17 protein-coding genes are annotated in these 19,946 nt (G+C 59.4%); 8 read left to right on the top strand and 9 right to left on the bottom strand.

The annotated features are described in order from the left end of the window. The first annotated feature begins 44 nt into the window (after window positions 1–44). The gene (locus tag ACO550_RS36060; protein ID WP_315597304.1) at window positions 45–1,013 is read left to right on the top strand and encodes a tripartite tricarboxylate transporter substrate-binding protein; all 969 of its coding nucleotides are present in this window, start codon (window positions 45–47) and stop codon (window positions 1,011–1,013) included. A gap of 152 nt (window positions 1,014–1,165) precedes the next feature. Here ACO550_RS36060 and ACO550_RS36055 read toward each other — a convergent pair whose 3' ends face one another. Further along, on the bottom strand, window positions 1,166–2,281 hold the full coding sequence (locus ACO550_RS36055; RefSeq protein ID WP_315597303.1) for a porin: 1,116 nt from the start codon (window positions 2,279–2,281) through the stop codon (window positions 1,166–1,168). A gap of 336 nt (window positions 2,282–2,617) precedes the next feature. On the opposite strand from ACO550_RS36055, the gene ACO550_RS36050 reads away from it, so the two are divergent. Together ACO550_RS36050 and ACO550_RS36045 are read left to right on the top strand one after the other, a co-directional pair. Next, window positions 2,618–3,001 (top strand): hypothetical protein, encoded by a 384-nt coding sequence (locus ACO550_RS36050; protein WP_315597302.1) that lies wholly within the window; start codon window positions 2,618–2,620, stop codon window positions 2,999–3,001. Between the two features lie 28 nt (window positions 3,002–3,029). Then, a complete protein-coding gene (locus tag ACO550_RS36045; protein WP_315597301.1) occupies window positions 3,030–3,911 on the top strand; it encodes a crotonase/enoyl-CoA hydratase family protein in 882 nt (293 codons plus the stop codon). Between the two features lie 109 nt (window positions 3,912–4,020). Here the strand turns inward: ACO550_RS36045 and ACO550_RS36040 are convergent, their stop codons facing one another. Together ACO550_RS36040 and ACO550_RS36035 are read right to left on the bottom strand one after the other, a co-directional pair. Further along, entirely contained in the window at window positions 4,021–5,178 is a 1,158-nt protein-coding gene (locus ACO550_RS36040) for an acyl-CoA dehydrogenase family protein (RefSeq protein WP_315597300.1), read from the bottom strand. 12 nt (window positions 5,179–5,190) lie between these two features. Next, window positions 5,191–6,876 carry an AMP-binding protein gene (locus ACO550_RS36035; protein WP_315597299.1) on the bottom strand — a complete coding sequence of 562 codons (1,686 nt, stop codon included), beginning with the start codon at window positions 6,874–6,876 and terminating at the stop codon, window positions 5,191–5,193. Window positions 6,877–7,070: 194 nt separating this feature from the next. Here ACO550_RS36035 and ACO550_RS36030 point away from each other — a divergent pair, with 194 nt between their 5' ends. The 5 genes from ACO550_RS36030 (at window position 7,071) to ACO550_RS36010 (ending at window position 13,312) form a co-directional block, all read left to right on the top strand. Continuing rightward, entirely contained in the window at window positions 7,071–7,889 is an 819-nt protein-coding gene (locus ACO550_RS36030) for an SDR family oxidoreductase (RefSeq protein ID WP_315597298.1), read from the top strand. Window positions 7,890–7,922: 33 nt separating this feature from the next. Continuing rightward, complete coding sequence (locus ACO550_RS36025) at window positions 7,923–9,131, top strand: acetyl-CoA C-acetyltransferase (RefSeq protein WP_315597297.1); 1,209 nt, start codon at window positions 7,923–7,925, stop codon at window positions 9,129–9,131. Between the two features lie 9 nt (window positions 9,132–9,140). Next, the gene (locus ACO550_RS36020; RefSeq protein ID WP_315597296.1) at window positions 9,141–11,285 is read left to right on the top strand and encodes a 3-hydroxyacyl-CoA dehydrogenase NAD-binding domain-containing protein; all 2,145 of its coding nucleotides are present in this window, start codon (window positions 9,141–9,143) and stop codon (window positions 11,283–11,285) included. 13 nt (window positions 11,286–11,298) lie between these two features. After that, a complete protein-coding gene (locus ACO550_RS36015; RefSeq protein ID WP_315597295.1) occupies window positions 11,299–12,141 on the top strand; it encodes an enoyl-CoA hydratase-related protein in 843 nt (280 codons plus the stop codon). A gap of 121 nt (window positions 12,142–12,262) precedes the next feature. Further along, a complete protein-coding gene (locus tag ACO550_RS36010) occupies window positions 12,263–13,312 on the top strand; it encodes a helix-turn-helix domain-containing protein (RefSeq protein ID WP_315597294.1) in 1,050 nt (349 codons plus the stop codon). Here ACO550_RS36010 and ACO550_RS36005 read toward each other — a convergent pair. The 6 genes from ACO550_RS36005 to ACO550_RS35980 all read right to left on the bottom strand — a co-directional run. After that, window positions 13,309–14,103 (bottom strand): glucose 1-dehydrogenase, encoded by a 795-nt coding sequence (locus tag ACO550_RS36005; RefSeq protein WP_315597293.1) that lies wholly within the window; start codon window positions 14,101–14,103, stop codon window positions 13,309–13,311. The two genes, ACO550_RS36010 and ACO550_RS36005, sit on opposite strands and share 4 nt — an antisense overlap. Before the next feature lie 38 nt (window positions 14,104–14,141). After that, window positions 14,142–15,560 (bottom strand): aldehyde dehydrogenase family protein, encoded by a 1,419-nt coding sequence (locus tag ACO550_RS36000; protein ID WP_315597292.1) that lies wholly within the window; start codon window positions 15,558–15,560, stop codon window positions 14,142–14,144. Next, a complete protein-coding gene (locus tag ACO550_RS35995; protein ID WP_315597291.1) occupies window positions 15,557–16,846 on the bottom strand; it encodes a cytochrome P450 in 1,290 nt (429 codons plus the stop codon). The genes ACO550_RS36000 and ACO550_RS35995 overlap by 4 nt, the downstream gene beginning before the upstream one ends. A gap of 28 nt (window positions 16,847–16,874) precedes the next feature. Next, window positions 16,875–17,858 carry a 2Fe-2S iron-sulfur cluster-binding protein gene (locus ACO550_RS35990; protein ID WP_315597290.1) on the bottom strand — a complete coding sequence of 328 codons (984 nt, stop codon included), beginning with the start codon at window positions 17,856–17,858 and terminating at the stop codon, window positions 16,875–16,877. Between the two features lie 291 nt (window positions 17,859–18,149). Further along, window positions 18,150–19,139, bottom strand: a complete 990-nt coding sequence (locus ACO550_RS35985) for an SDR family oxidoreductase (protein ID WP_315597289.1) — start codon at window positions 19,137–19,139, stop codon at window positions 18,150–18,152. Between the two features lie 43 nt (window positions 19,140–19,182). Continuing rightward, the coding region (locus ACO550_RS35980; protein WP_315597288.1) for an electron transfer flavoprotein subunit alpha/FixB family protein at window positions 19,183–19,946 on the bottom strand (764 nt) is incomplete at its 5' end.

The following is a 19,946-nucleotide window of genomic DNA, read 5'->3' as shown; positions in this document are numbered from 1 at the left end:
AGTGAATTTTTCTGTTCAATAAAACCAGATTGGCAGGAGACAAAATGATCACGCGACGTCAGACTCTGGCGGTCCTCGCCTCACTCGCTGCAGGGAAGAGCCTTGCACAGGCTCCTCCGTGGCCCACCAAACCTGTAGTTCTGATACTGCCGTTCCCTCCAGGCGGGCAGACAGACGCAGTGGCCCGGAGTTTGGCAAGGCGACTTGAGGCGACTCTCGGTCAACCGGTAGTCATTGATAATCGCCCCGGCGCAAACTCCCTTATCGGTACCCAACTTGCGTCGCGTGCGCCTGCCGACGGTTACACGCTTCTCTTCAACATGACCGCGCTGGTAAGCAATCCCATCTTGCTTCCCAATGCTCGATATGACCCGTTGAAGGAATTCGTTCCGATTGCGCGGCTGTATGAGATTCCCGCTATCTGGGCCGTCCCCCCGAAATCCGCAACGACTCTCGAGCAGTTTATCGCCCTGGCGAAGAAGTCCAGGGATCCCCTTAGCTTCGCGACTACGGGACACGCATCCAGCTCTCACTACTTCGGCGAGATGTTTGCTCGTGCCGCTGGCATCAGGTTGAATCACGTTCCCTACAAAGGCGAGAGTCCGATTGTTCCCGACCTGATCGGCGGTCGACTGGATGCTGCAGTGGTCTCCAGCGCCACGGCATTGCAGTATGGCAAGGACGGTCGGATTCGCAATCTTGCCGTATCGGGTGCTCGACGCTGGAAGGCGCTCCCGGACATTCCAACGTTCCTCGAACTCGGGATTCCCGGCATGACGACCGAGACCTATGCAGGGATCTTTGCTCCGTCTGGCTTGCCGAAACCGATTGCCGAGAAGCTGCACACCGCGGTGGTTGCAGCCATGCAATCTCCTGAGTTCCAGCGGCAGATGCTGGAAAACGGCCTTGAAGTCGCACCGACGCTTACACCAGAACAGTTCGCGGCGCTGATGCGAAAGTCCCGTAGTGAGTGGCTGGCCATCAAGGAAGCGAGCGCCATCCGTATCGAGTAGTTACCGCCTCAAAAGACCAGCTTGCGAAGCAGTTGCATTGCTTCCAGGAGCAATGCAACTGCTTTTTTCCTTATCGCGACCGTCCGCGCCGCACCCAAAGCAAAAAAGGGCGTCAAACAACGACGCCCAAAGCATGAATTCCGCAGTACGACCTAGAAGATGTGCCTGATACCTAGTGCCGCGCCAACCTGGCTGGTCTTGCCTGGGGCCAACAGATAGGCACCGCCCGTGGACGTGGTTGCGAGGCCGCTGAATGCCAGCCCTGCGTTCTTGGCGTAAGCGGTAGTCAGATACACGTTCGTCCGCTTCGAGAAGTCATAACTGGCCATGAAACTGACCTGATAGGGGCTGTATCGATCAATCTCGGGCCCGCGAAACTGCGACCGTACTTCATGCACCTTGTCGTAGTAGTAGGCCAGCATAAGGTTGACCTTCGGCAAGACCTGGTAATTCAAGCCAAGCCAGTAGAAGTCGTCCCGAAGCGCCACAGATCCGTCCGAGTACTCGTTACGGCCCCACCGGTAGCCACCGGACAGGCGAAATGGTCCAAAGTTGTAGCCCGCTGCAATGGCGGCTTTCCGGAAGTTGCCAACCCCGGTATCCCCCAACGCCGTGGCGGTCGGATAGAACTGGTCATAGGCGATCGCAACGCCGAAATCCCCCGGTGCGTACTCGAACGCCGCGCCATAGCCGGCGTTAGCCCGGAACTGTCCTGGTGTTTCGCCGGCACCCAGCACACCATTGCCGAAGCTCCAATGCGCGCGCGCCGTCACCGCGCCCTTCTGGATAACGTAGTTCACACTGTTGTCATTGCGCAGGTTCGAGCCCGTCATCACGCTCAAAGGCTCGTACATCGGCGCGTAGGCGGTCGGTGAGTAGTTGCCCAGCCCGCGGAACAGTGAACCGTACTGGCGACCCAGGGTAATCTGGCCAAACTGAGCGCTGGTCAGGCCTACGAAGGTCTGCCGGTCGTACAGCTTGCTGGCATTGAACTGCGCCCCCGTGTCATTCGAGAAGCCGCTTTCAATCGTGAAGACCGCACTCAGGCCTCCGCCGAGGTCCTCTACACCACGCATCCCCCAACGGTTGCTTGCAAAGCCGCCAGTGCTCGTCCGGACTACGCTGCCTGCGGCACCAGACGTCGTCCCAAGCTTGTTGACGTACTCGATGTTGGTGTCGATCACCCCGTACAACGTCACGCTCGCATAGGCATTTCCTGCTCCGGTGGTCAGTCCGAGAACAGTCAAACCGAGCAACAATCTCTTCACCTTGTCTCCTCCGATTTCTTTTCATGGATTCCCGCGAGATCAAACGTCTCGCTGAGGTGCATGGACGCGCTTAAGCGCCTTTGCATGTGGTCGCCTTCCACGCAAGGACGGATTAAAGACCATTGGTTGAACCATAGGAAATTATGGAAAACCCGATGCGCAAGCAACATTGGATGAAAAGCTTCAAGGCGCCTTGCAGACGCAGCGAAATGATGCTTTCATATTGGTTGAACCACTGATACGATGCGTCAATACATGGTCGGTCGGTTGTGGTACGACACAGATCCTTTGCGTATTTGTGATGTCCGGACGGCGACCTGGTTCAAGGGGCCCAGCATGACAACCGACAGTTCCTCAGCGGCGCAAGCAATGCGACGCCTTGCATCCGAGATTGGTCTTCCAAACGAAGCGACAAAAGTCACGAGGGCCTCTCTGCTGAAGGACCTCCGCGGTCTGACCAGGGACATCGTCGGAGAATCGTCGACGATGACCCTGCAGCAGCGACACCATGCGTTGTCATGCGCCGTTCTTGACTCCATGTCCGACGGCGACTATCGAAGCTCAGTCCTTCTCATGGCCGTTGGTACCGAGCTCTCCATGACCTGGCCGACAGATGTCATCCAGCCGCTGGTGAAGAAGGTGGACGATCAGAACCACCTCTTCCGTCACCTCTTCTGGACGGTAGTCAGGCGAAGCCAGAGCAGCCTCAGCGCACTTTAATAACTCACAGGTTCAGGAGACAGACACGGTGGGAAAGTGGATCAACTCGGATGAGTTCGTGAAGTTTTCAGTCGATAACGGCGTGGCACGGGTTCAGCTATGCAACCCCGCTACTCGCAACGCTCTTTCTCAAGAGATGCTTGTGGAGTACCGGGCAGCACTTCTGGAAGCCGACGACCTGCGCTCGGTCTGCGTCATCGTTGTTGAGGGTGCCGGTGAAGATTTCTGCGCCGGCTATGACATGAAACGCTCCTACGCGCGATACGAAGCAGAGGGGAAAGCCGCATCGAACCCCTACCGCTCGGGTAGCGCCACGTTCGACGACGACTGCTGGAAGCTCGAGCGAACGCAGGAGCTTCTGCGAACGCCCTTTGATGTTCACAAGCCCGTTATCGCCAAAGTGCATGGGCACTGTGTTGCCGGCGGCACGGATCTGGCGCTCTACTGCGACATGATTGTGGCTTCAGACACCGCCCGCATCGGGTTCCCCGCCACACGGGCAATGGGCTCGCCGCCAAACCATATGTGGATCTACAACGTTGGTCCACAGTGGGCCAAGCGACTGCTTCTCACGGGCGATATCGTGCTAGGGAAAGATGCCGCGAAGCTTGGATTGGTGCTCGCTTCGGTGCCCGCTCCTGAACTGGAAGACGAGGTGATGCGCCTTGCCACCAGCATCGCTTCCCTCGACGCCGAGCTACTGGCTTGCAACAAGCGGATCGTCAACCTCGCTCTGGAAGTTGGCGGTGCCACGGTACTCCAGCGGCTCGCCGCGGAGATGGATGCCCGGGCCCACCTGACTGACGCCAAGCGGAAGTTCGACGATGACGTCAAATCTCTTGGCTTCAAGGCTGCGGTGAGAAAACGGGATGAGCCTTTCGGCACTGGTATAGCCAGCCCGACCTGGTAGGTAATCTGCACGCCAGTCTTTGCCCGCAGATCCAAAGCCGGCATCCATGGCGTGGCCATCGATGCCGGCCGGGTCCGGGACATTCCGCCCAACGGCCCGCTAGCGGATCTCACCGCAGCCGCTTCTCCAAATCGCGAGCAATGAGTTCCTTCATGATCTCATTGGTACCTGCCAGGATCCTGTGGATGCGTACGTTCTGATAGAGACGCGCAACCGGATACTCCAGCATGTAACCAGCGCCTCCGTGCAACTGCACGCAATCGTCCACGACTTCTCCGCAAGCATCGGTCACCCACCACTTGGCCATGGCGGCAGTACTCCCATCCAGCGCCCCTTCCAGCAGCTTGCTGGCACAGTGATCGAGTAGCGTCCTCGCCAGAGTCAGCTTGGTCTCACACTCTGCAAGCTTGAACCTCGTATTCTGCATCGAAAGAAGGTTCACCCCGAACACCTGCCTCGTGGACGTGAAGTTCAACGTTTCTTCGATCGCACGTTCCATGCAGGCCATCGAAACGAAAGCTGTAATGACCCGCTCCCGACTCAGTTCCTTCATGAGCTGTTTAAATCCTTGTCCCTCCTGGTCGCCCAGGAGGTTCTCGCATGGGACACGGACCTCGTCGAAGAATAATTCGGCAGTGTCTTGAGAGTGCAGTCCCACCTTGGAAAGCGTACGACCGCGGCGGAACCCTTCAACCTTGTCGGTCTCGACCACAATGATCGAGATACCCCGCGCGCCCTGACTCGGGTCTGTTTTTACAACCACGCAGATCAGGTTGGCCGTACTACCATTCGTGATATACGTTTTCGCGCCATTGATGACATAGTGGTCGCCGTCCCTGCGTGCCTGAGTACGAATGCTCTGTACGTCGGAACCCGCCGCTGGCTCTGTAATTGCCAATGCTGCCACCAGCTCCCCGCGCGCCATTTTCGGTAGCCACTGCTGCTTTTGCGCCTCCGAGGCGAAGTTCCTGATGTAGTGGGCGACAATGCCACTGTGTACGGAATTGCCGAGGCCCGGACAGAGAGTGCGCGCTTGTTCCGCGAAGATGACTGCCTCATGAAGGAAGTTCCCTCCGCCGCCACCATACTCCTCCGGAATGCCTACACAAAGAAGTCCTGCTTCACCGGCTTTGTACCAGACGTCGCGATCGACGCATTGTTGCCTCGCCCATCGATCCTCGTTGGGCAACAGCTCAGTTTCGTAAAACCGCCGCGCGTTATCACGCAAGATCTCCAGCTCATCATTCTTCCAGACTGACGTTCCCATTGTTCTCACCTCCTAGTTTGCTTGAGCACTGACTTCGTTGGCTTGCTCCTGCATGCGGCGCCAATCGATTTTCCCGGTTGGGGAGCGAAGAAGGCGATCCGTGAACACCACTTCGCGCGGACACTTGTAGGTAGCCATATTGGCTCTGGCCCAGCTGATGAGATCCTCGGCGGTCAGTTGATGGCCGTCGCGCAACACGACGACAGCGCGGACAGACTCACCCCGGCGGGGGTCTGACACCGAAATTACGCAAGCCTCCTGAATTGCAGGATGGCCATGCAGAAGCGACTCGACTTCGGTCGGCCAGACTTTGTACCCGCCGACGTTGATCATGCGTTTCAGCCGATCCACAAGAAAGTAGTACCCCTCGGCATCACGCACCACGAGGTCTCCGGTTCGCAACCATCGCTTCCCGTCGCGCATCACGAAAGAAGTCTGATTCGCCTCGTCGTTGTTCCAGTATCCGCCGGGACTGATCTGATCGCCCGCAATCCAGAGTTCCCCGCTTTCCTTGGTACACCCGTCTGCATACGACTCCAGCGTCACGGGGTCGACAACCATCGCACTGACTCCTGCCGTGGGTATTCCCAGGCACTGTCGCTTTGGTCGTTGGGGCGGTGTTGCCATGACCATGGCCGCCGTTTCCGTCATGCCATAGCCTTCGATGTAATGGATGCCGAGTTCTTGCGACAAGCGCCGATTTACGGTTTCCGGCAGCGCAGCTCCGCCGCCGGTGATACAGACCAGGCTGTCGAAGGCACGCTCGCTGATGCTGGGCTGCCCCAGCAAGTCGAGCAACATGGGCGGCGTGGCGCCCCAACGGTTCACGCGATAGCGAGGAATGAGTTCAGCGGCCTTCCTTGCATCCCAGCGTGGCAACAGAACGCAAGTCGCGCCCAGATATACCGATGTATTCACCAGGGACTGCAGCCCAAGCATGTGGAACATCGGGCTGGCCCCCAGAATCACGGTTTCAGACGTGTCACCTCGCCAGTTTCCCGTGGTGACGGCGCCCGTGAGGATCGAGCGGTGCGTGTGAGTGCATCCTTTAGGGTGTGCCGTCGTGCCAGATGTATAGGCGATCAGGCACAGATCATCGGGGGAGGCCTCGGCCGGCCAAGGTAGCAGGTCCCCGGATAGCGCCTCCGTCCATCCGGTAACCGCCGGGTGCGTTGGCAACCGAGGGGGGTCGACAAACCAGTCCGGCGCATCTCCATCGCTCGCCCCGGGCAGCGCTTCCCGATACGCGAAGAGCAGAACCTGATCGACGCCCGTGGTGGTAAGTCCCTCCAACTGAGGCCACATTTCCTGTCCGGCAATCACGTACTTTGCGCCGCTGTCCTCAGCGAGGTGCGCAAGCTCGGCACCTTTACACATGGGATTCGCCAGCACCGCCACGGCGTCCGCACGCAGAATTGCGTGATACGCAATGACGAATTGCACGGACGATTGGGCGCTCAAAAGTACCCGTTCACCTCGCCGAACGCCTGCACGCTGCTGCAGCCAGGCCGCCAACCGCTGAGTTTGGGCAAGCAGGTTGGCATAGGTGATCTCGTGTCCATAGACCACATATGCGGGTTTATCCGGAAATTTCAGCGCAGACACTTCAAGGCACTGAGTTAGCGTCAGATGGGGGACGTACTGGGTGAAAGGCAGCCCTTTAGGCCAATAGGGTGACGGGTTGTGGTGCTCAGTCATCGCTCTCGCTCTCTTTTGTAGTTCGTCATCGCCGTGTCGGCGCGTGTCTCCTTCTGCCGCAATCCTAGCTTAGCGTGTTTATAGGTTCAACCATTAGAATTTGCTTGACTGAACGTTTCGGCAACACATAGCATTTGGTTCGACCATTGTTCGGAATTGCCGATCACGATGCGATAGTCAGAGAGCAAAAATCCATGAGACAAGCGCAAGACATCTTTCTGCCGCGCGCCCTGGAGGGCAAGGTTGCCCTCGTAGCGGGCGCCTCCAGCGGCATCAACCTTGGCATCGCACAACGCTTCGCCGAAGCCGGGGCGAATGTCGTCATCCTCAGCAGGAGCGAGGAGCGGATCACTGCCGCAGCCAAGACCATTACCGACGCTGGCCATCAAGCGTTCGGGCGAGCAGCGGACGTGCGGAACTATGAATCAGTCGAGGCGGTTTTCAGGGAAGCGGTCGAACGTTTTGGGCCCATCGACATCGTCGTGTCCGGAGCAGCAGGGAACTTTCACGCGGCGGCCGCGCAGCTCTCGGCTAACGGCTTCAAGACCGTTATCGACATCGATCTGATTGGCAATTTCAATGTCTTGCGCGCCAGTTTCGACTATCTGAAGAAGCCCGGTGCGTCACTGATGTCGATCACCGCACCCGGTGGCACTCATCCGTCAGTGTTCCAGGTTCACGCCAATTCTGCCAAGGCGGGCATCAACATGACCATCAAGTGTCTCGCCATGGAATGGGGACCGGCTGGGGTTCGCGTGAATGCCATTTCCCCGGGGCCTATTGCGGGCACGACGGGCATGGCAAAGCTGGCGGCGTCGCCGGAGCGCGAGCAGCAGATCAAGTCTCGTCTCGCCCTTCGTGACTATGGATCACTGCAAGACATTGCCGACACCGCACTCTTCCTGGCGAGCGATAACGCCAGGTTCATCACCGGGGCCATCATCGACTGCGATGGTGGCAGCGCGCTCGGCGACGCGTCGCCCGACGCGCTCACCGCAACGACTCCGCGCTGATCAACCCCTGACCACGGCCGCTGAAGGAACAATATGAACGAAGCCTACATTTTCGATGCATTGCGCACCCCGCGTGGTAAGGGACGGATCGATGGCAGCCTCTATGAGGTGAACCCGGTGGACCTCCTTGCTGGTCTCATGCAAGAACTGCAGCGTCGCCACGACCTTGATACCGCGCAGGTTGAAGACGCACTCATCGGTTGCGTGATGCCCTACGGCGAGCAGAGCGGTTGCATCGCAAAGACCGCGGCCCTCCGCGCCAACTGGGACTGGCAGGTTCCGGGCGTTCAACTCGACCGATACTGCGGCTCAGGACTGGAGGCCATAAACATCGCCGCCGCAAAGGTTCGTTCCGGGTGGGAGGACCTTCTCGTCGCTGGCGGCGTGGAATCCATGTCCCGCGTTTCCATGGGTGGCGCACCTGGTCCGCGTGATACGAAGCCGGACATGGTGTTCCAACTCAAACCGGTACCGACCGGCGTTGCGGCTGACTTGCTGGCAACGCTTGACGGCCACACGCGCGAGGATGTGGATCGCTACGCGCTGCGGTCACAGCAACGCGCTGGACATGCTCGCGACCAAGGGTACTTCAAGCGCTCCATCGTACCGGTGAAAGACCTGAACGGACTGACCATCCTGGAGCAGGATGAGCTGATCCGCGCCGACACGACACTTGAAAAGCTCGGCGCGCTCAAGGCATCGTTTCAGGCCATGGGAGAAATCGGCGGTTTTGACGCACTTGCGCAAATGAAGTATCCCGAAGTCGAACGTGTCCGCCACGTCCATACCGGTGGCAATTCCTCCGGCATCGTGGACGGAGCGTCTTTGTTGCTTGTCGGATCCGAGCGCAAAGGCCGCGAACTGGGATTGACGCCTCGCGCGCGAGTCGTCTCTGTTGCCGCCGTGGGCGCCGAGCCCACCATCATGTTGGCAGGGCCAGCGCCGGCTACCCGACTTGCCTTGAAAAAGGCAGGCCTGCGCATCGAAGACATCGACCTTATCGAAATCAATGAAGCGTTCTCGTCTGTCGTGTTGCGATTCATGAGCGAAATGCAGGTCGACCCTGAAAAAGTGAATGTCAACGGCGGTGCCATTGCGATGGGCCACCCGCTGGGTGCAACCGGAGGCATGCTGGTCGGTACGTTGCTCGACGAGCTTGAGCGACGCGGTTTGAAGCGTGGCCTCATCACACTCTGCGTTGCCGGCGGCATGGGCATTGCAACCATTATCGAACGCGTCTGAGGAAGAACCATGAGCTCCATCCAGTACCAAAAGGACCAGGACGGCATCGTTACGCTAACCATCGACATGCCCGGCCAGACGGCCAACACCATGAACGCGGTGTTTCGTGCCGACTTCGCTGCCATCGCGGAGCGTCTGGAATCCGAACGCGACGAGATCTCGGGCGTCGTACTTACGTCGGGGAAGAGCACATTCTTTGCAGGCGGCGACCTTAACAGTCTTCTGGCGGTCGGCCCCGATGACAAGGCGGCGCTCTATCAGCGTGCGACCGACATGAAGGCTGCCATGCGACGCATCGAGCTGCTGGGCAAACCCATCGTGGCTGCGATCAACGGCAGTGCACTCGGCGGAGGTTTCGAACTCTGCCTGGCATGTCACGCCCGGTTTGCACTGGCCGATCCCAAGATCCTGCTCGGCTTGCCTGAGGCGAATCTTGGCCTGCTACCGGGGGGTGGCGGCATTGTTCGCCTGGTCCGTCTGCTCGGCCTGGAAGCCGCAATGCCGCTGCTCGTCGACGGGACATCCTTCTCCCCGGAGCGAGCCCTGGAACTGAAGCTCGTCAATGGGCTCGCCAACGATGCCATCGAATTGATGGCCAAGGCTCGCGCATGGATCGTCGCCAACCCGGAATCCCGTCAGCCATGGGACAACAAGGGCTGGCGCCTGCCTGGCGCCACCGAACTCGCGCCGGCGTCGTTGACCTTCTTGCGCACCGCCCCGGTCGCGCTGATGAAGAAGACGCGTGGTTGCTATCCGGCCCCGCTTGCGATTCTTTCCGCGGCCACCGAAGGCGCCGCCGTTGATTTCGATACTGCAAGCCGAATCGAAACCCGCTACCTTGTTGGACTTGCCACGGGTCCGGTGGCCAAGAACCTGATCAGCACCTTCTTCTTCCAGATGAACGAGGTCAAGTCAGACAAGGGGCGCCCCGCCGGCATCCCTCCCGCAAAGTTCAAGCGGGTAGGCATTCTTGGCGCTGGCATGATGGGCGCGGGTATTGCCTACGTCAACGCAAAGCGCGGTATCCAGGCCGTTCTCAAGGACGTAACCATCGAGCAAGCCGAGAAAGGCAAGGCTTATTCGGCGAAGCTACTCGACAAGAGCGTCAGCAAGGGCACGTTGTCGGAGGCTGAGCGGGACCAGATTCTGGAGCGCATTCTGGCCTCTGCCGAAGCCTCTGAACTCTCCGGCTGTGACCTCGTCATTGAAGCTGTTTTTGAGAAACGCGAGATCAAGGCCGCGGTGACCCAGGAGGCTGAAAAGTATCTGGGTGAGACAGCCATGTTCGCATCCAACACTTCCACATTGCCGATCTCTGGCCTCGCGGAAGCCAGTGCCCGTCCGGACAACTTCATCGGCATGCACTTCTTCTCACCGGTGGATCGCATGCCGCTGGTGGAAATCATCAAAGGCACGAGGACGTCAGCTCAAACACTGGCGCACGCCATCGATTATGTGAAGCAACTTGGCAAGACGCCGATCGTTGTGAACGATTCCCGCGGCTTCTTTACAAGCCGCGTCTTCGGAACCTTTACCAAGGAAGGCGCCGCTATGTTGGGCGAGGGCGTCCCACCTGCAGTCATCGAGAATGCTGCATTGAGTGTCGGGATGCCCGTAGGGCCGCTGGCCGTCATGGACGAGACATCCATGGCGCTTAGCCTGTCGGTCAAACGCCAGACAGAAGCAGATCTCGCGCTCGAAGGCAAGGTCATGGCAAAGCATCCCGGATGGGACGTGATCACCCGCATGGCTGAAGGCCTCAACCGCCCCGGCAGAGCGGGCGGTGGTGGCTATTACGAGTACCCCAAGGACGGCCCGAAGCATCTTTGGCCGGGCCTGGTTGCGGAGTTTGGCAAGCCGGGGGTCTCCGTACCCCTGGAAGATCTGCGCGACCGCATCCTCTATATTCAGGCGCTTGAAGCCATCCGAATCATGGAAGAAGGCGTGGTGGAAACCGCGCGCGATGCCAATATCGGGTCGGTCTTCGGGATCGGGTACCCGCGCTGGACTGGTGGCGCCATCCAGTTTGTGAACATGATTGGCCCGCGCCGCTTCGCAGAGCGTTCCGCGGAGCTCGCGGAACGCTATGGCGAGCGTTTCACCCCGCCACAGTTGCTCCTGGAGAAGGCGGAACGGAATGAACGCTTCGCGTAAAGGAGAGTCTTCCATGACCTGGGAATCATTCGACCTTACCGTCAACGACCAGATTGCCCATCTGGTCCTTAATCGCCCGGAGAAACGCAATGCACTCTCGCGCGCCTTCTGGACCGAACTGCCCCAGGCGATTCAAGCCTTGGACAACGAGGCTCAAGCACGCGCGCTCGTTATCTCGTCGACGGGCACGTACTTCAGCAGCGGCATCGACACCTCGATGTTTGGGTCGTTCAAGCCGCACACGGACGGTCCGGACGCGGAACGCCACGCCCGCATACAGGGTCCCCTGGCGCGCTATGAAGGAATCGTAGCTTTCCAAAGAAGCTTCAGCGCGCTTGAACAATGCCGGATACCCGTTATCGCCGCTGTTCAAGGCGGCTGTATCGGGGGCGGACTGGACCTGTTGGCGGCCTGCTGCATCCGTTATGCCACGCGCGACGCGTTCTTCTCGATCTATGAAATCAATGTGGGAATGCCGGCGGACATGGGAACACTTCCGCGGCTGACCCGATTCCTGCCAGAGGGTGTGGTTCGGGAACTCGCATACACCGGACGCCGCATGGAAGCCGCTGAGGCACACCATCGCGGTCTGGTGAACGAGGTTTACGCTGACCATGCCTCGCTCCTGGAGGGCGCCATGGACATCGCCCGGCAAATCGCATCAAAGGCGCCGCTGGCGGTTTCGGGAACCAAACGGCTCATCACCTATGGGCGAGACCATAGCACCGTAGATACACTGGACCAGGTCGCGCTATGGATCGCCGGCATGAACCCTGGCGAGCAAGTGCTGGAGGCAGCAAAAGCCAATGCCAACCGTGTTCCCGCAAACTTCGTTGGCCTTCCGGTCCGCCGATAACGCGCACGAACCGCGCTGGGTGGGCTTACCAGAACGTTGACTGGAAGATCCACCCTACCCGCGGCACTATCCTTGGCACCCTATCCCTGGCACCGCTGCCCTTGGCTCCATACTGATCCTCATGACCCCAAAAAAGGTGGCGGCCGATAGCCCGGCAAGGTCGGCAAGCGAGAGCATTTCCCTTTGCTATCTACTGCTTTTGCTGCATCCAGCCCGTGCGAAGGGGCATGACATTGACGAGTTGCTGCGCAGAGAGGGACTTCCAGCCTCGCACGTCGCTGCAATCGACCACACCGTAACGATGATCCAGTTCGGACGCGTTCTTCGTCGTTTGCGAAGGGCACTACGCGACGAAATGATGTCGCTATGCCAACGACCAGTCCGCCCGGGCACTTTCTCGCTCATTGTGCGCCAGATGCTGCAAACGACGAACCTTGGGGACGCGCTCCGGCTCGGCTGTAGCCTGTACCGTCTCGCATTTGACGATTTCGCCCTGCGACTGCGCATATCGGGAAGCCAGGCCCATCTTGAAGTTGTCGACCACACGCCGGCAGGAACCTATCGAAGCACAGGTCATCTGGTGATGCTCTACGGCGCGATCGGGTTGATGTCATGGATGGTCCAACGCCCGATCGCGGTGCATGAGGTCGCCCTGCCGCCCTCTTTCCCCAGTTTCGCGCCAGCAGATGTCCTTTTCCAGGCCCCGGTATGCATCGCCGACGTAAGCCGAATCGTGTTCGACGCCGCCTATCTTGACGAGCCAGTCGTAACGGACATCAAGGGGCTTCGTTCGTTTCTTCTGCTATGGCCGATACGAAGGATGGCGCCATACAGCGAAGACCTGCCGCTAGCTCTTCAGGTGCGCAAGCGCCTGGGCCATTGGGATATCGCCCACCTTCCTGCACTGGACGAAATAGCCTCAACGATGGGATTGACGGGCAAGACGCTGCGCCGCCGCCTGTTCCACGAAGGACAAAGCTACCGTGCCATCGTCGATTCGATGCGGCGAGATGCTGCGGTAAGGCTGTTGGACCAATCCCGGTTAAGTGTCGCGGAAATTGGCCATCGACTGGGATTCTCTGAGCCTAGCGCCTTCCATCGCGCATTCAGGCGATCGACTGGCCTGACACCGGTCCAGTACCGGCGCCAAGACCATGAGCCTGGCACTTAGGCTGCGCTGTAGCCCCCATCAACCGTCAACTCGGTCCCTGATACAAACTTCGACTCATCGGCGCAAAGAAACGTGATGACATTGGCAACGTCCTCCGGCTGAGCCCACCTGCCAAGTGGTGTCCGATGGGCCACCATATCGGTGGCCGCATCGAGGGAAGGGAATGGCACCCCATGAGTCATCATGTCTTGCATGGAACCGATGCCGAGCGGGGTCTCCACCAGGCCGGGGTGAACAGAGTTGACCCGAATTTTCGACTTCCCGAACTCCACGGCCAAGGCCTTGCTCATCAGCCGGACCGCCCCTTTGGAAGTACAGTAGGCCGCATGCATGCTACCGCCCTTCTGTCCCAGTATGGACGACAAGTTAACGATCGACGCGCCCCCGAACTTGCCCGCAGTCGTGGCCAGCAATGGGAACGCAGCCTGGCAGCCTAGCCACACGCTATCGACGTTGACCGCTTGCTGGCGGCGGTACAGAGCGAAATCGGTCTCGGCAAACGGCCGCACCACCATGAGTCCGGCACTGTTGACCAGGCCATCGAGCCGACCGGCCTCGGTTTCGATGTGCTTTACAACGTCTCGCCACGACCCCTCGTCGGTGACATCATGAACCACGCTCTCAGCGACGCCGCCCGTGGCCCGGATGTCCGCCGCAGTCTGCTCCGCGCCCGCTTCGTTGATATCGGCTACATAGACTCGCGCGCCGGCCGCTGCAAGCGCTTTGCTGGTTTGACGACCGATGCCGCTGGCTGCGCCAGTTACCAGAACCACTTTATTGTCGAGTTTCACTCTGGTCTCCTTTGAAAGTGTTGTGATTCGCCGGCGCGTTAGTCCGCACGCCGCGTCGCGATGGTCTGCGGCACGGTGTAGCTCGCAAGGCCTTCCACTCCGTTCTCAACGCCAATGCCGGATTGCTTGTGCCCTGCCATTGGCGTATGCGGCGTAACGGCCTGGATCTGGTTGATCCAGACCGTCCCTGTCTGCAACTGCTTTGCGATGCGCATCGCCAGGTCCTCATCACGACACCAGATGGACCCGGCGAGCCCGTACTCCGACTTATTGGCGCGTGCCACGACCTCTTCGACAGTGCGGAATTTCAACAGCGGCAGAATCGGACCAAAGGGCTCCTCCATGACGATTCTTGCGTCGTCAGGGGGGTTGTCGACCAAGGTGACCGGGAAGAAATAGCCGGGGCCGTCTGGAATATCTCCCCCCGTCAGTAACGTATGCCCTTGGTCCTTGCAGTCCTGGAGCAATGCGCGAAGCCGCTCAAACTGGCGATAGTTCTGCACTGGGCCAAGCTCGACACCTTCACGGTTTCCGGGCCCCATTGAAGTCTTCTGCGCAAGTCTTACGAAGGCCTGGGCCATGCGGTCGTAGATTGACTCGTGAATGAAGACGCGCTTGGCAGCGATGCAGATCTGCCCGCTATTGACGAACGCACCCCAGAACAGCTTCTCGGCCACGGCCTCGACATCGACATCCGGCATCACGATCGCCGCGTCGTTACCGCCGAGTTCCAGCGTAAGACGCTTGAGCGTTCCCGCTGCGCTCTCCATGACCCGCTTTCCCGTCGCAGTCGATCCCGTGAACGAAAGCTTGTCAAACCCGCTGTGCTCCGACATCAGCGGGCCCAGTTCATCGCCTCCGCTAATTACGTTGAGTACGCCGGGAGGCAGTACGTCGCGCAGAAGCTCTCCAAGGCGCAGCGTCACGAGTGGCGTAAACGGCGATGGCTTCAGGACCAGTGTGTTTCCGGTCAGCAAAGCCGGTGCGATCTTCCAGGCCGCGAGCACCACTGGATAGTTCCACGGCACCATCGCACCTACCACGCCCATCGGAACCCGACGTATCGCCACGTATGCCTGATTGCTGTCCTGCAGCACGGTATCTGGAAGGGTCATTTGGGCGACTTCCGCGAACCAGTAGGCGGCACTGGCGATCTCGGTCCTGGCTCGTCCGATCGGCTTGCCCTGTTCCAGAGTCAAGAGCGCAGCCAACTCCTCCTGATTGGCCGTATAGACCGCAGCCACTTTCCTTAGCAACTCCTGGCGTGCGGACCATGTCAACGCGGCCCAGGCAGGCTGGGCCGCGCGTGCCGTCTGGACCGCCGCATCAAGCTCACCCCCTTGACAGGCCGGCGCGCGTGCAAACGACGCTCCGGTAGCCGGGTTGACAACGTCGATCGTGCCCTCCGTCGTAATCGCATGCCCACCAATGGTCATCGTGAAGAGTTGGGAGATCATGCTACGGCCTCTTCGCGAACGCATTGAGGATCCACCATTGGCTTGGCTCGAATGTTCAAGGTCTTCATGCCACCAACCTGATTGCTGGCGATGAACTCTGGTTCACCAACGAGTTCGATACTGCTGGTGCGCGCGAGCAGTTCGGTGAAGAAAGCACGCATGCTGGCTCGCGCCAGGTTCTGACCGAGACACGCGTGTATGCCAAAGCCAAATCCCACGTGCTTGTTAGGGGAGCGATCGACACGGAAGCTGAGAGGCTCCTCAAAGACTTCCTCATCAAAGTTCGCGGCGTGATAGATCAATGCCACTTCATCACCGGCTCGAATCGTCTTGCCACGCAACTCGAAATCCTTGGTGGCGGTCCGTACGAAGTGCTTGACCGGACTACCATGACGGAACATCTCCTCGATAGCCGTAGGCATCAGTTCCGGGTGTGCGCGCAGACGCTCCAGCTCACCTGGCTGACGGAGCAGGTAGTACAGCCCGCTGCACATGGATGAGCTGGTAGTATCGTGCCCGGCCGTCGCAAGGATCACGTAGTAGGAAACCGCCTCCATCAACGGCAGGGGCTGTCCATCCACTGTCGCATGTGCAATCAGCGAGCCCAGGTCCTCCTTGAGAGGTGCCGCCCGACGTTCAGCAAGCATCTTGCCGAAATAGGAGAAGTACTCCTTTGCCACGGCTCCCTTGCCGCTTGCATCGGGATCGTCTCGACGGAGCGTCGGATCCTTTGGCGCAAGGAACTGTTGCGTCAGCCTGAGCAGGTACGCATGGTCTGCTTCGGGAACCGCCAGCAACGTCATCACAATCTGCAGTGGATACCAGACCGCAATCTCGCCGCAGAATTCGCAATCGTCATTCTTGTCGAGTAGCCGCCCGACCAGAGCACGCGCCCTATCCTGAATCACGGCGTCGAGCCGTTTGATATTCGCGGGCATGAAATAGGATTGCGTCAGCCCTCTATACTTCTTGTGGTCGGGATCATCCATGTGGATCATCGTCCTGACGAGCTTGCCGTTCGTCGCCGCCGTTTCTTCGTTCCGGATGCGAAGTTCCACATCGTTCAGCAGGAAGCTTTTCGGTGAGGCAATAAAGATATCGGGATGCTTCCCGATTTCTATGACATCCGCCTGCTTGGTAACCGCCCAGAACGGAGGGTGACCCGGCGCGGATGTCCAGTGCAAAGGGTCTTCGCGCCTCACCTGCGCGAACACCTCATGCATACGCTCCGGATTGGAATAGAGTTCATGGCTCGCCAACTCGGCATCGATGTCTGAGATTGTCATTCTTGTCTCCTCAACGTTCCTGTTAAATTCAAAGGTCAAGCAACAGCTCCGACGTCTGGGCCCGCGAGCAACACGGCATGAAGCAGTCGTTGCGCGCCCTGTCTTCTTCGGTCAAGTAGTGATCTCGATGATCCGGAGTTCCATCCAGGACCGTCGTCACGCAAGTTCCGCAGATGCCCTGCTCGCAGGACATTGAGAGCGGGATGCCAGCTTCGAGCAACGCCGCGGCTGCACTCATCCCACACGGCACATGCACGCGCTTGCCGCTCGACGCCAGGACCAGGTCGAAGGAACTGTCGCTACGTGCTTCATCGGCATCCGATACGGGGGCGGTAAAGAACTCTCGATGGAGGCGGTGCTCGTCCCAGCCCAAGCCCCTGGCCGTTGACAAGACGTGCTCGATGAATCCCGCAGGACCGCAGACATACACGTGGGTGTCGCCATCTCTTCCCGTCAGCACTTCCCTGGCGTCAAACTGCAGAGCTTCCGGCCCGGAATCGTGGTAGATGTGCGATCGTGCCGAGAAACGCGAGCCATGAATCCGCGACAGAAAAGCCGTCTTTTCCGCCCGCCGCGAGCAGTAGTGCAGTTCAAACTCAGCGCCGGCGGTGGCCTGCGCCTCGGCCATTGCGAGAATGGGCGTAATCCCGATTCCTCCGGCGACAAGCAGGCTTCGCACAGCGCTACGCACCAACTCGAACTCGTTACGCGGCACGCTGACTCTGATCAATCGGCCAGGTACGAGGGTCTCGTGCATCGCTGCAGAACCGCCTCGCGAATCGTCGCTGAGGAGCACCGCAATGAGATACCGGTGACGTTCGACCGGATCGTTACACAATGAGTAGGCTCTGGAGAGACCAGGCAAGATATCCACAACAATATGGGCACCGGCAGTGAATGAGGGCAAGGACGCTCCCTCCGGGTGCACAAGCTCGAACGAATCGATGCCTTCCGCCTCACGCGCTCGTCGAGCGACCATTAACTCAAGCGTCGCTGCCTCAATCTGACTCATGTTGTCTCCTCTTTCTCGCTATCTCTGCGTCGTCACATGGTGGAGCGCAGCGTGGGGATAGCTTAGAGTTCTCTACAGAGGACGGCGATGACCGAATCGGTCAAGTTTATTATCCGAAACGCCAAACCTGGCATGTTCGGACACCCCATTTAGGGCGGGACACTGAGCGGCTTGGCCTTGCGCGATCAGGCGGAGATGACCTCACAGTTTGCGAGGTGCTTTGTAAAACAAAAAGGCGCGTTGCCTGCCATCGGGAACGCGCCTGTTTGATCGGAATGCCAGTTGATGAAATCAGTGAGAGGGTGATCCGAGTACAGTCTCCTTGTGCTCCAACAGCCAATCCCGAAGTCTCGTCGCTGGCCTTCCGGTCAGATACTCGACGATATCACTCTTCCTCCAAAGGGTCTCGTTGTCTTGCTCGAACTGGCTGTAGGCCAGGAAGTAAGCGCCGAAGTCATGCCTGGGCACCAGATCGGCAGCGACGTCAAGAAACGCCTCGTCACTCCCGTCGTAGCGAATGGGCGTTTCCCAAACTTCGCTCATGAGTCCTGCGAGCTCGTCGAACCAGAGCACATCGAACCCGTTGTCGAGGTGATAAGTCTTCCGGATATGCCGCTGGTTATTCGAAAGCAGCAGCGCGGCGCCACAAGCACCAATGTCACGTGTGTCGATCCATGCCATGCGGCGGTTCTTCGGCACAATCAGACTGCGTGCATGGCGCAGTGGTGAATTCATCAAGGGGCTCGCCAGGTTCTGCATGAAGTAGGCGGCAACGTTCAGATACGTGATGGGCAACCCGCTACGGTCCAGGACGGATTTGGCGCGCAAATGTTGAACCGCCGCTCCACCACCGAACCTCTTGAGACTATCCGGTACTTCATCGAGCGTCATTCCAGGAGGATCCCCCAGGAGTCGGACAATCTGTACCAGATCCCTATTCTGCCGGGCAGCGTAGACAAGATTCGTCATTGCCCTTTCTTCATCGCAGAAGTTTGGCGTGACAACAAAGACGCCGCTCGCCTTATGTAATGCCGTCTCCAGTGATGAAAGATCGTAATAGTCGGCTAGCACCACTTCGGCGGCCGGGAAGTCGCGCTCCAATCCCGCACGGTGCTCATTGTTTCGAACCACGAGACGAAGATGGACATCTGGCGCATTGTCTGCCACGTATCGGGCAAGGGGGCGTCCAATGTAGTTGTTCGCGCCAAACACGACCACCGTAGACATCTTGGGCTTGGTACAGGCTCCACGCATGGGCACCTCATGAAAGATCGGGTTCAACAACGCGCCACCCGCGGATCCAGGGGCAGCGAGATCAAGGTACTTACAGTGCGCCCACCAGCTCGGGGATCACGGTATTCAGGTCACCCACCAGGCCGTAGTCCGCCACCGAGAAGATCGGGGCTTCAGCGTCCTTGTTGATCGCGACGATCACCTTGGAATCCTTCATGCCAGCCAGATGCTGGATCGCGCCCGAGATACCCACGGCGATATACAGCTGCGGTGCCACGATCTTGCCGGTCTGGCCCACCTGGTAGTCGTTCGGCACGAAGCCGGCGTCGACTGCCGCGCGCGAAGCGCCCAGCGCGGCGCCCAGCTTGTCGGCCAGCGGCGTCAGCACCTTGGTGTAGTTCTCGCCCGAACCCACGCCACGGCCACCCGAGACGATGATCTTGGCGGCGGTCAGTTCCGGACGGTCGCTCTTCGTCACTTCACGCGACACGAATTGCGAGATGCCCGCGTCGGCCACGGCCGGCAGCGTTTCCACTGCAGCCGAACCACCTTCGGTGGCAGCCGGATCGAACGCCGTGCCACGCACAGTGATCACCTTGATCTTGTCGGCCGACTTCACCGTGGCAATCGCGTTGCCTGCGTAGATCGGACGCTCGAACGTATCGGCCGAATCCACCTTGGTGATGTCCGACAGCTGCGCCACGTCCAGCTTGGCGGCCACGCGCGGCAGGATGTTCTTGCCCGAGGCGGTGGCCGGGCCGACGATGTGCGAGTAGACGTTGGCCGCATGTGTCACAAGCGCCAGGATCTGGTCGCCCACGTTTTCGGCCAGGCCGTCTGCAAAGTACGGTGCGT

It is taken from the genome of Cupriavidus sp. (assembly GCF_057315035.1).
This window is presented reverse-complemented; position numbering and strand designations above follow the sequence as displayed.

What these genes read in the sequence shown, in the direction of transcription:
- ACO550_RS36060 (WP_315597304.1), top strand. Translation starts at nt 45, where the DNA reads ATGATCACGCGACGTCAGACTCTGGCGGTCCTCGCCTCACTCGCTGCA.
- ACO550_RS36050 (WP_315597302.1), top strand. Translation starts at nt 2,618, where the DNA reads ATGACAACCGACAGTTCCTCAGCGGCGCAAGCAATGCGACGCCTTGCA.
- ACO550_RS36040 (WP_315597300.1), bottom strand. Translation starts at nt 5,178, where the DNA reads ATGGGAACGTCAGTCTGGAAGAATGATGAGCTGGAGATCTTGCGTGAT.
- ACO550_RS36035 (WP_315597299.1), bottom strand. Translation starts at nt 6,876, where the DNA reads ATGACTGAGCACCACAACCCGTCACCCTATTGGCCTAAAGGGCTGCCT.
- ACO550_RS36030 (WP_315597298.1), top strand. Translation starts at nt 7,071, where the DNA reads ATGAGACAAGCGCAAGACATCTTTCTGCCGCGCGCCCTGGAGGGCAAG.
- ACO550_RS36025 (WP_315597297.1), top strand. Translation starts at nt 7,923, where the DNA reads ATGAACGAAGCCTACATTTTCGATGCATTGCGCACCCCGCGTGGTAAG.
- ACO550_RS36020 (WP_315597296.1), top strand. Translation starts at nt 9,141, where the DNA reads ATGAGCTCCATCCAGTACCAAAAGGACCAGGACGGCATCGTTACGCTA.
- ACO550_RS36015 (WP_315597295.1), top strand. Translation starts at nt 11,299, where the DNA reads ATGACCTGGGAATCATTCGACCTTACCGTCAACGACCAGATTGCCCAT.
- ACO550_RS36010 (WP_315597294.1), top strand. Translation starts at nt 12,263, where the DNA reads ATGACCCCAAAAAAGGTGGCGGCCGATAGCCCGGCAAGGTCGGCAAGC.
- ACO550_RS36000 (WP_315597292.1), bottom strand. Translation starts at nt 15,560, where the DNA reads ATGATCTCCCAACTCTTCACGATGACCATTGGTGGGCATGCGATTACG.
- ACO550_RS35995 (WP_315597291.1), bottom strand. Translation starts at nt 16,846, where the DNA reads ATGACAATCTCAGACATCGATGCCGAGTTGGCGAGCCATGAACTCTAT.
- ACO550_RS35990 (WP_315597290.1), bottom strand. Translation starts at nt 17,858, where the DNA reads ATGAGTCAGATTGAGGCAGCGACGCTTGAGTTAATGGTCGCTCGACGA.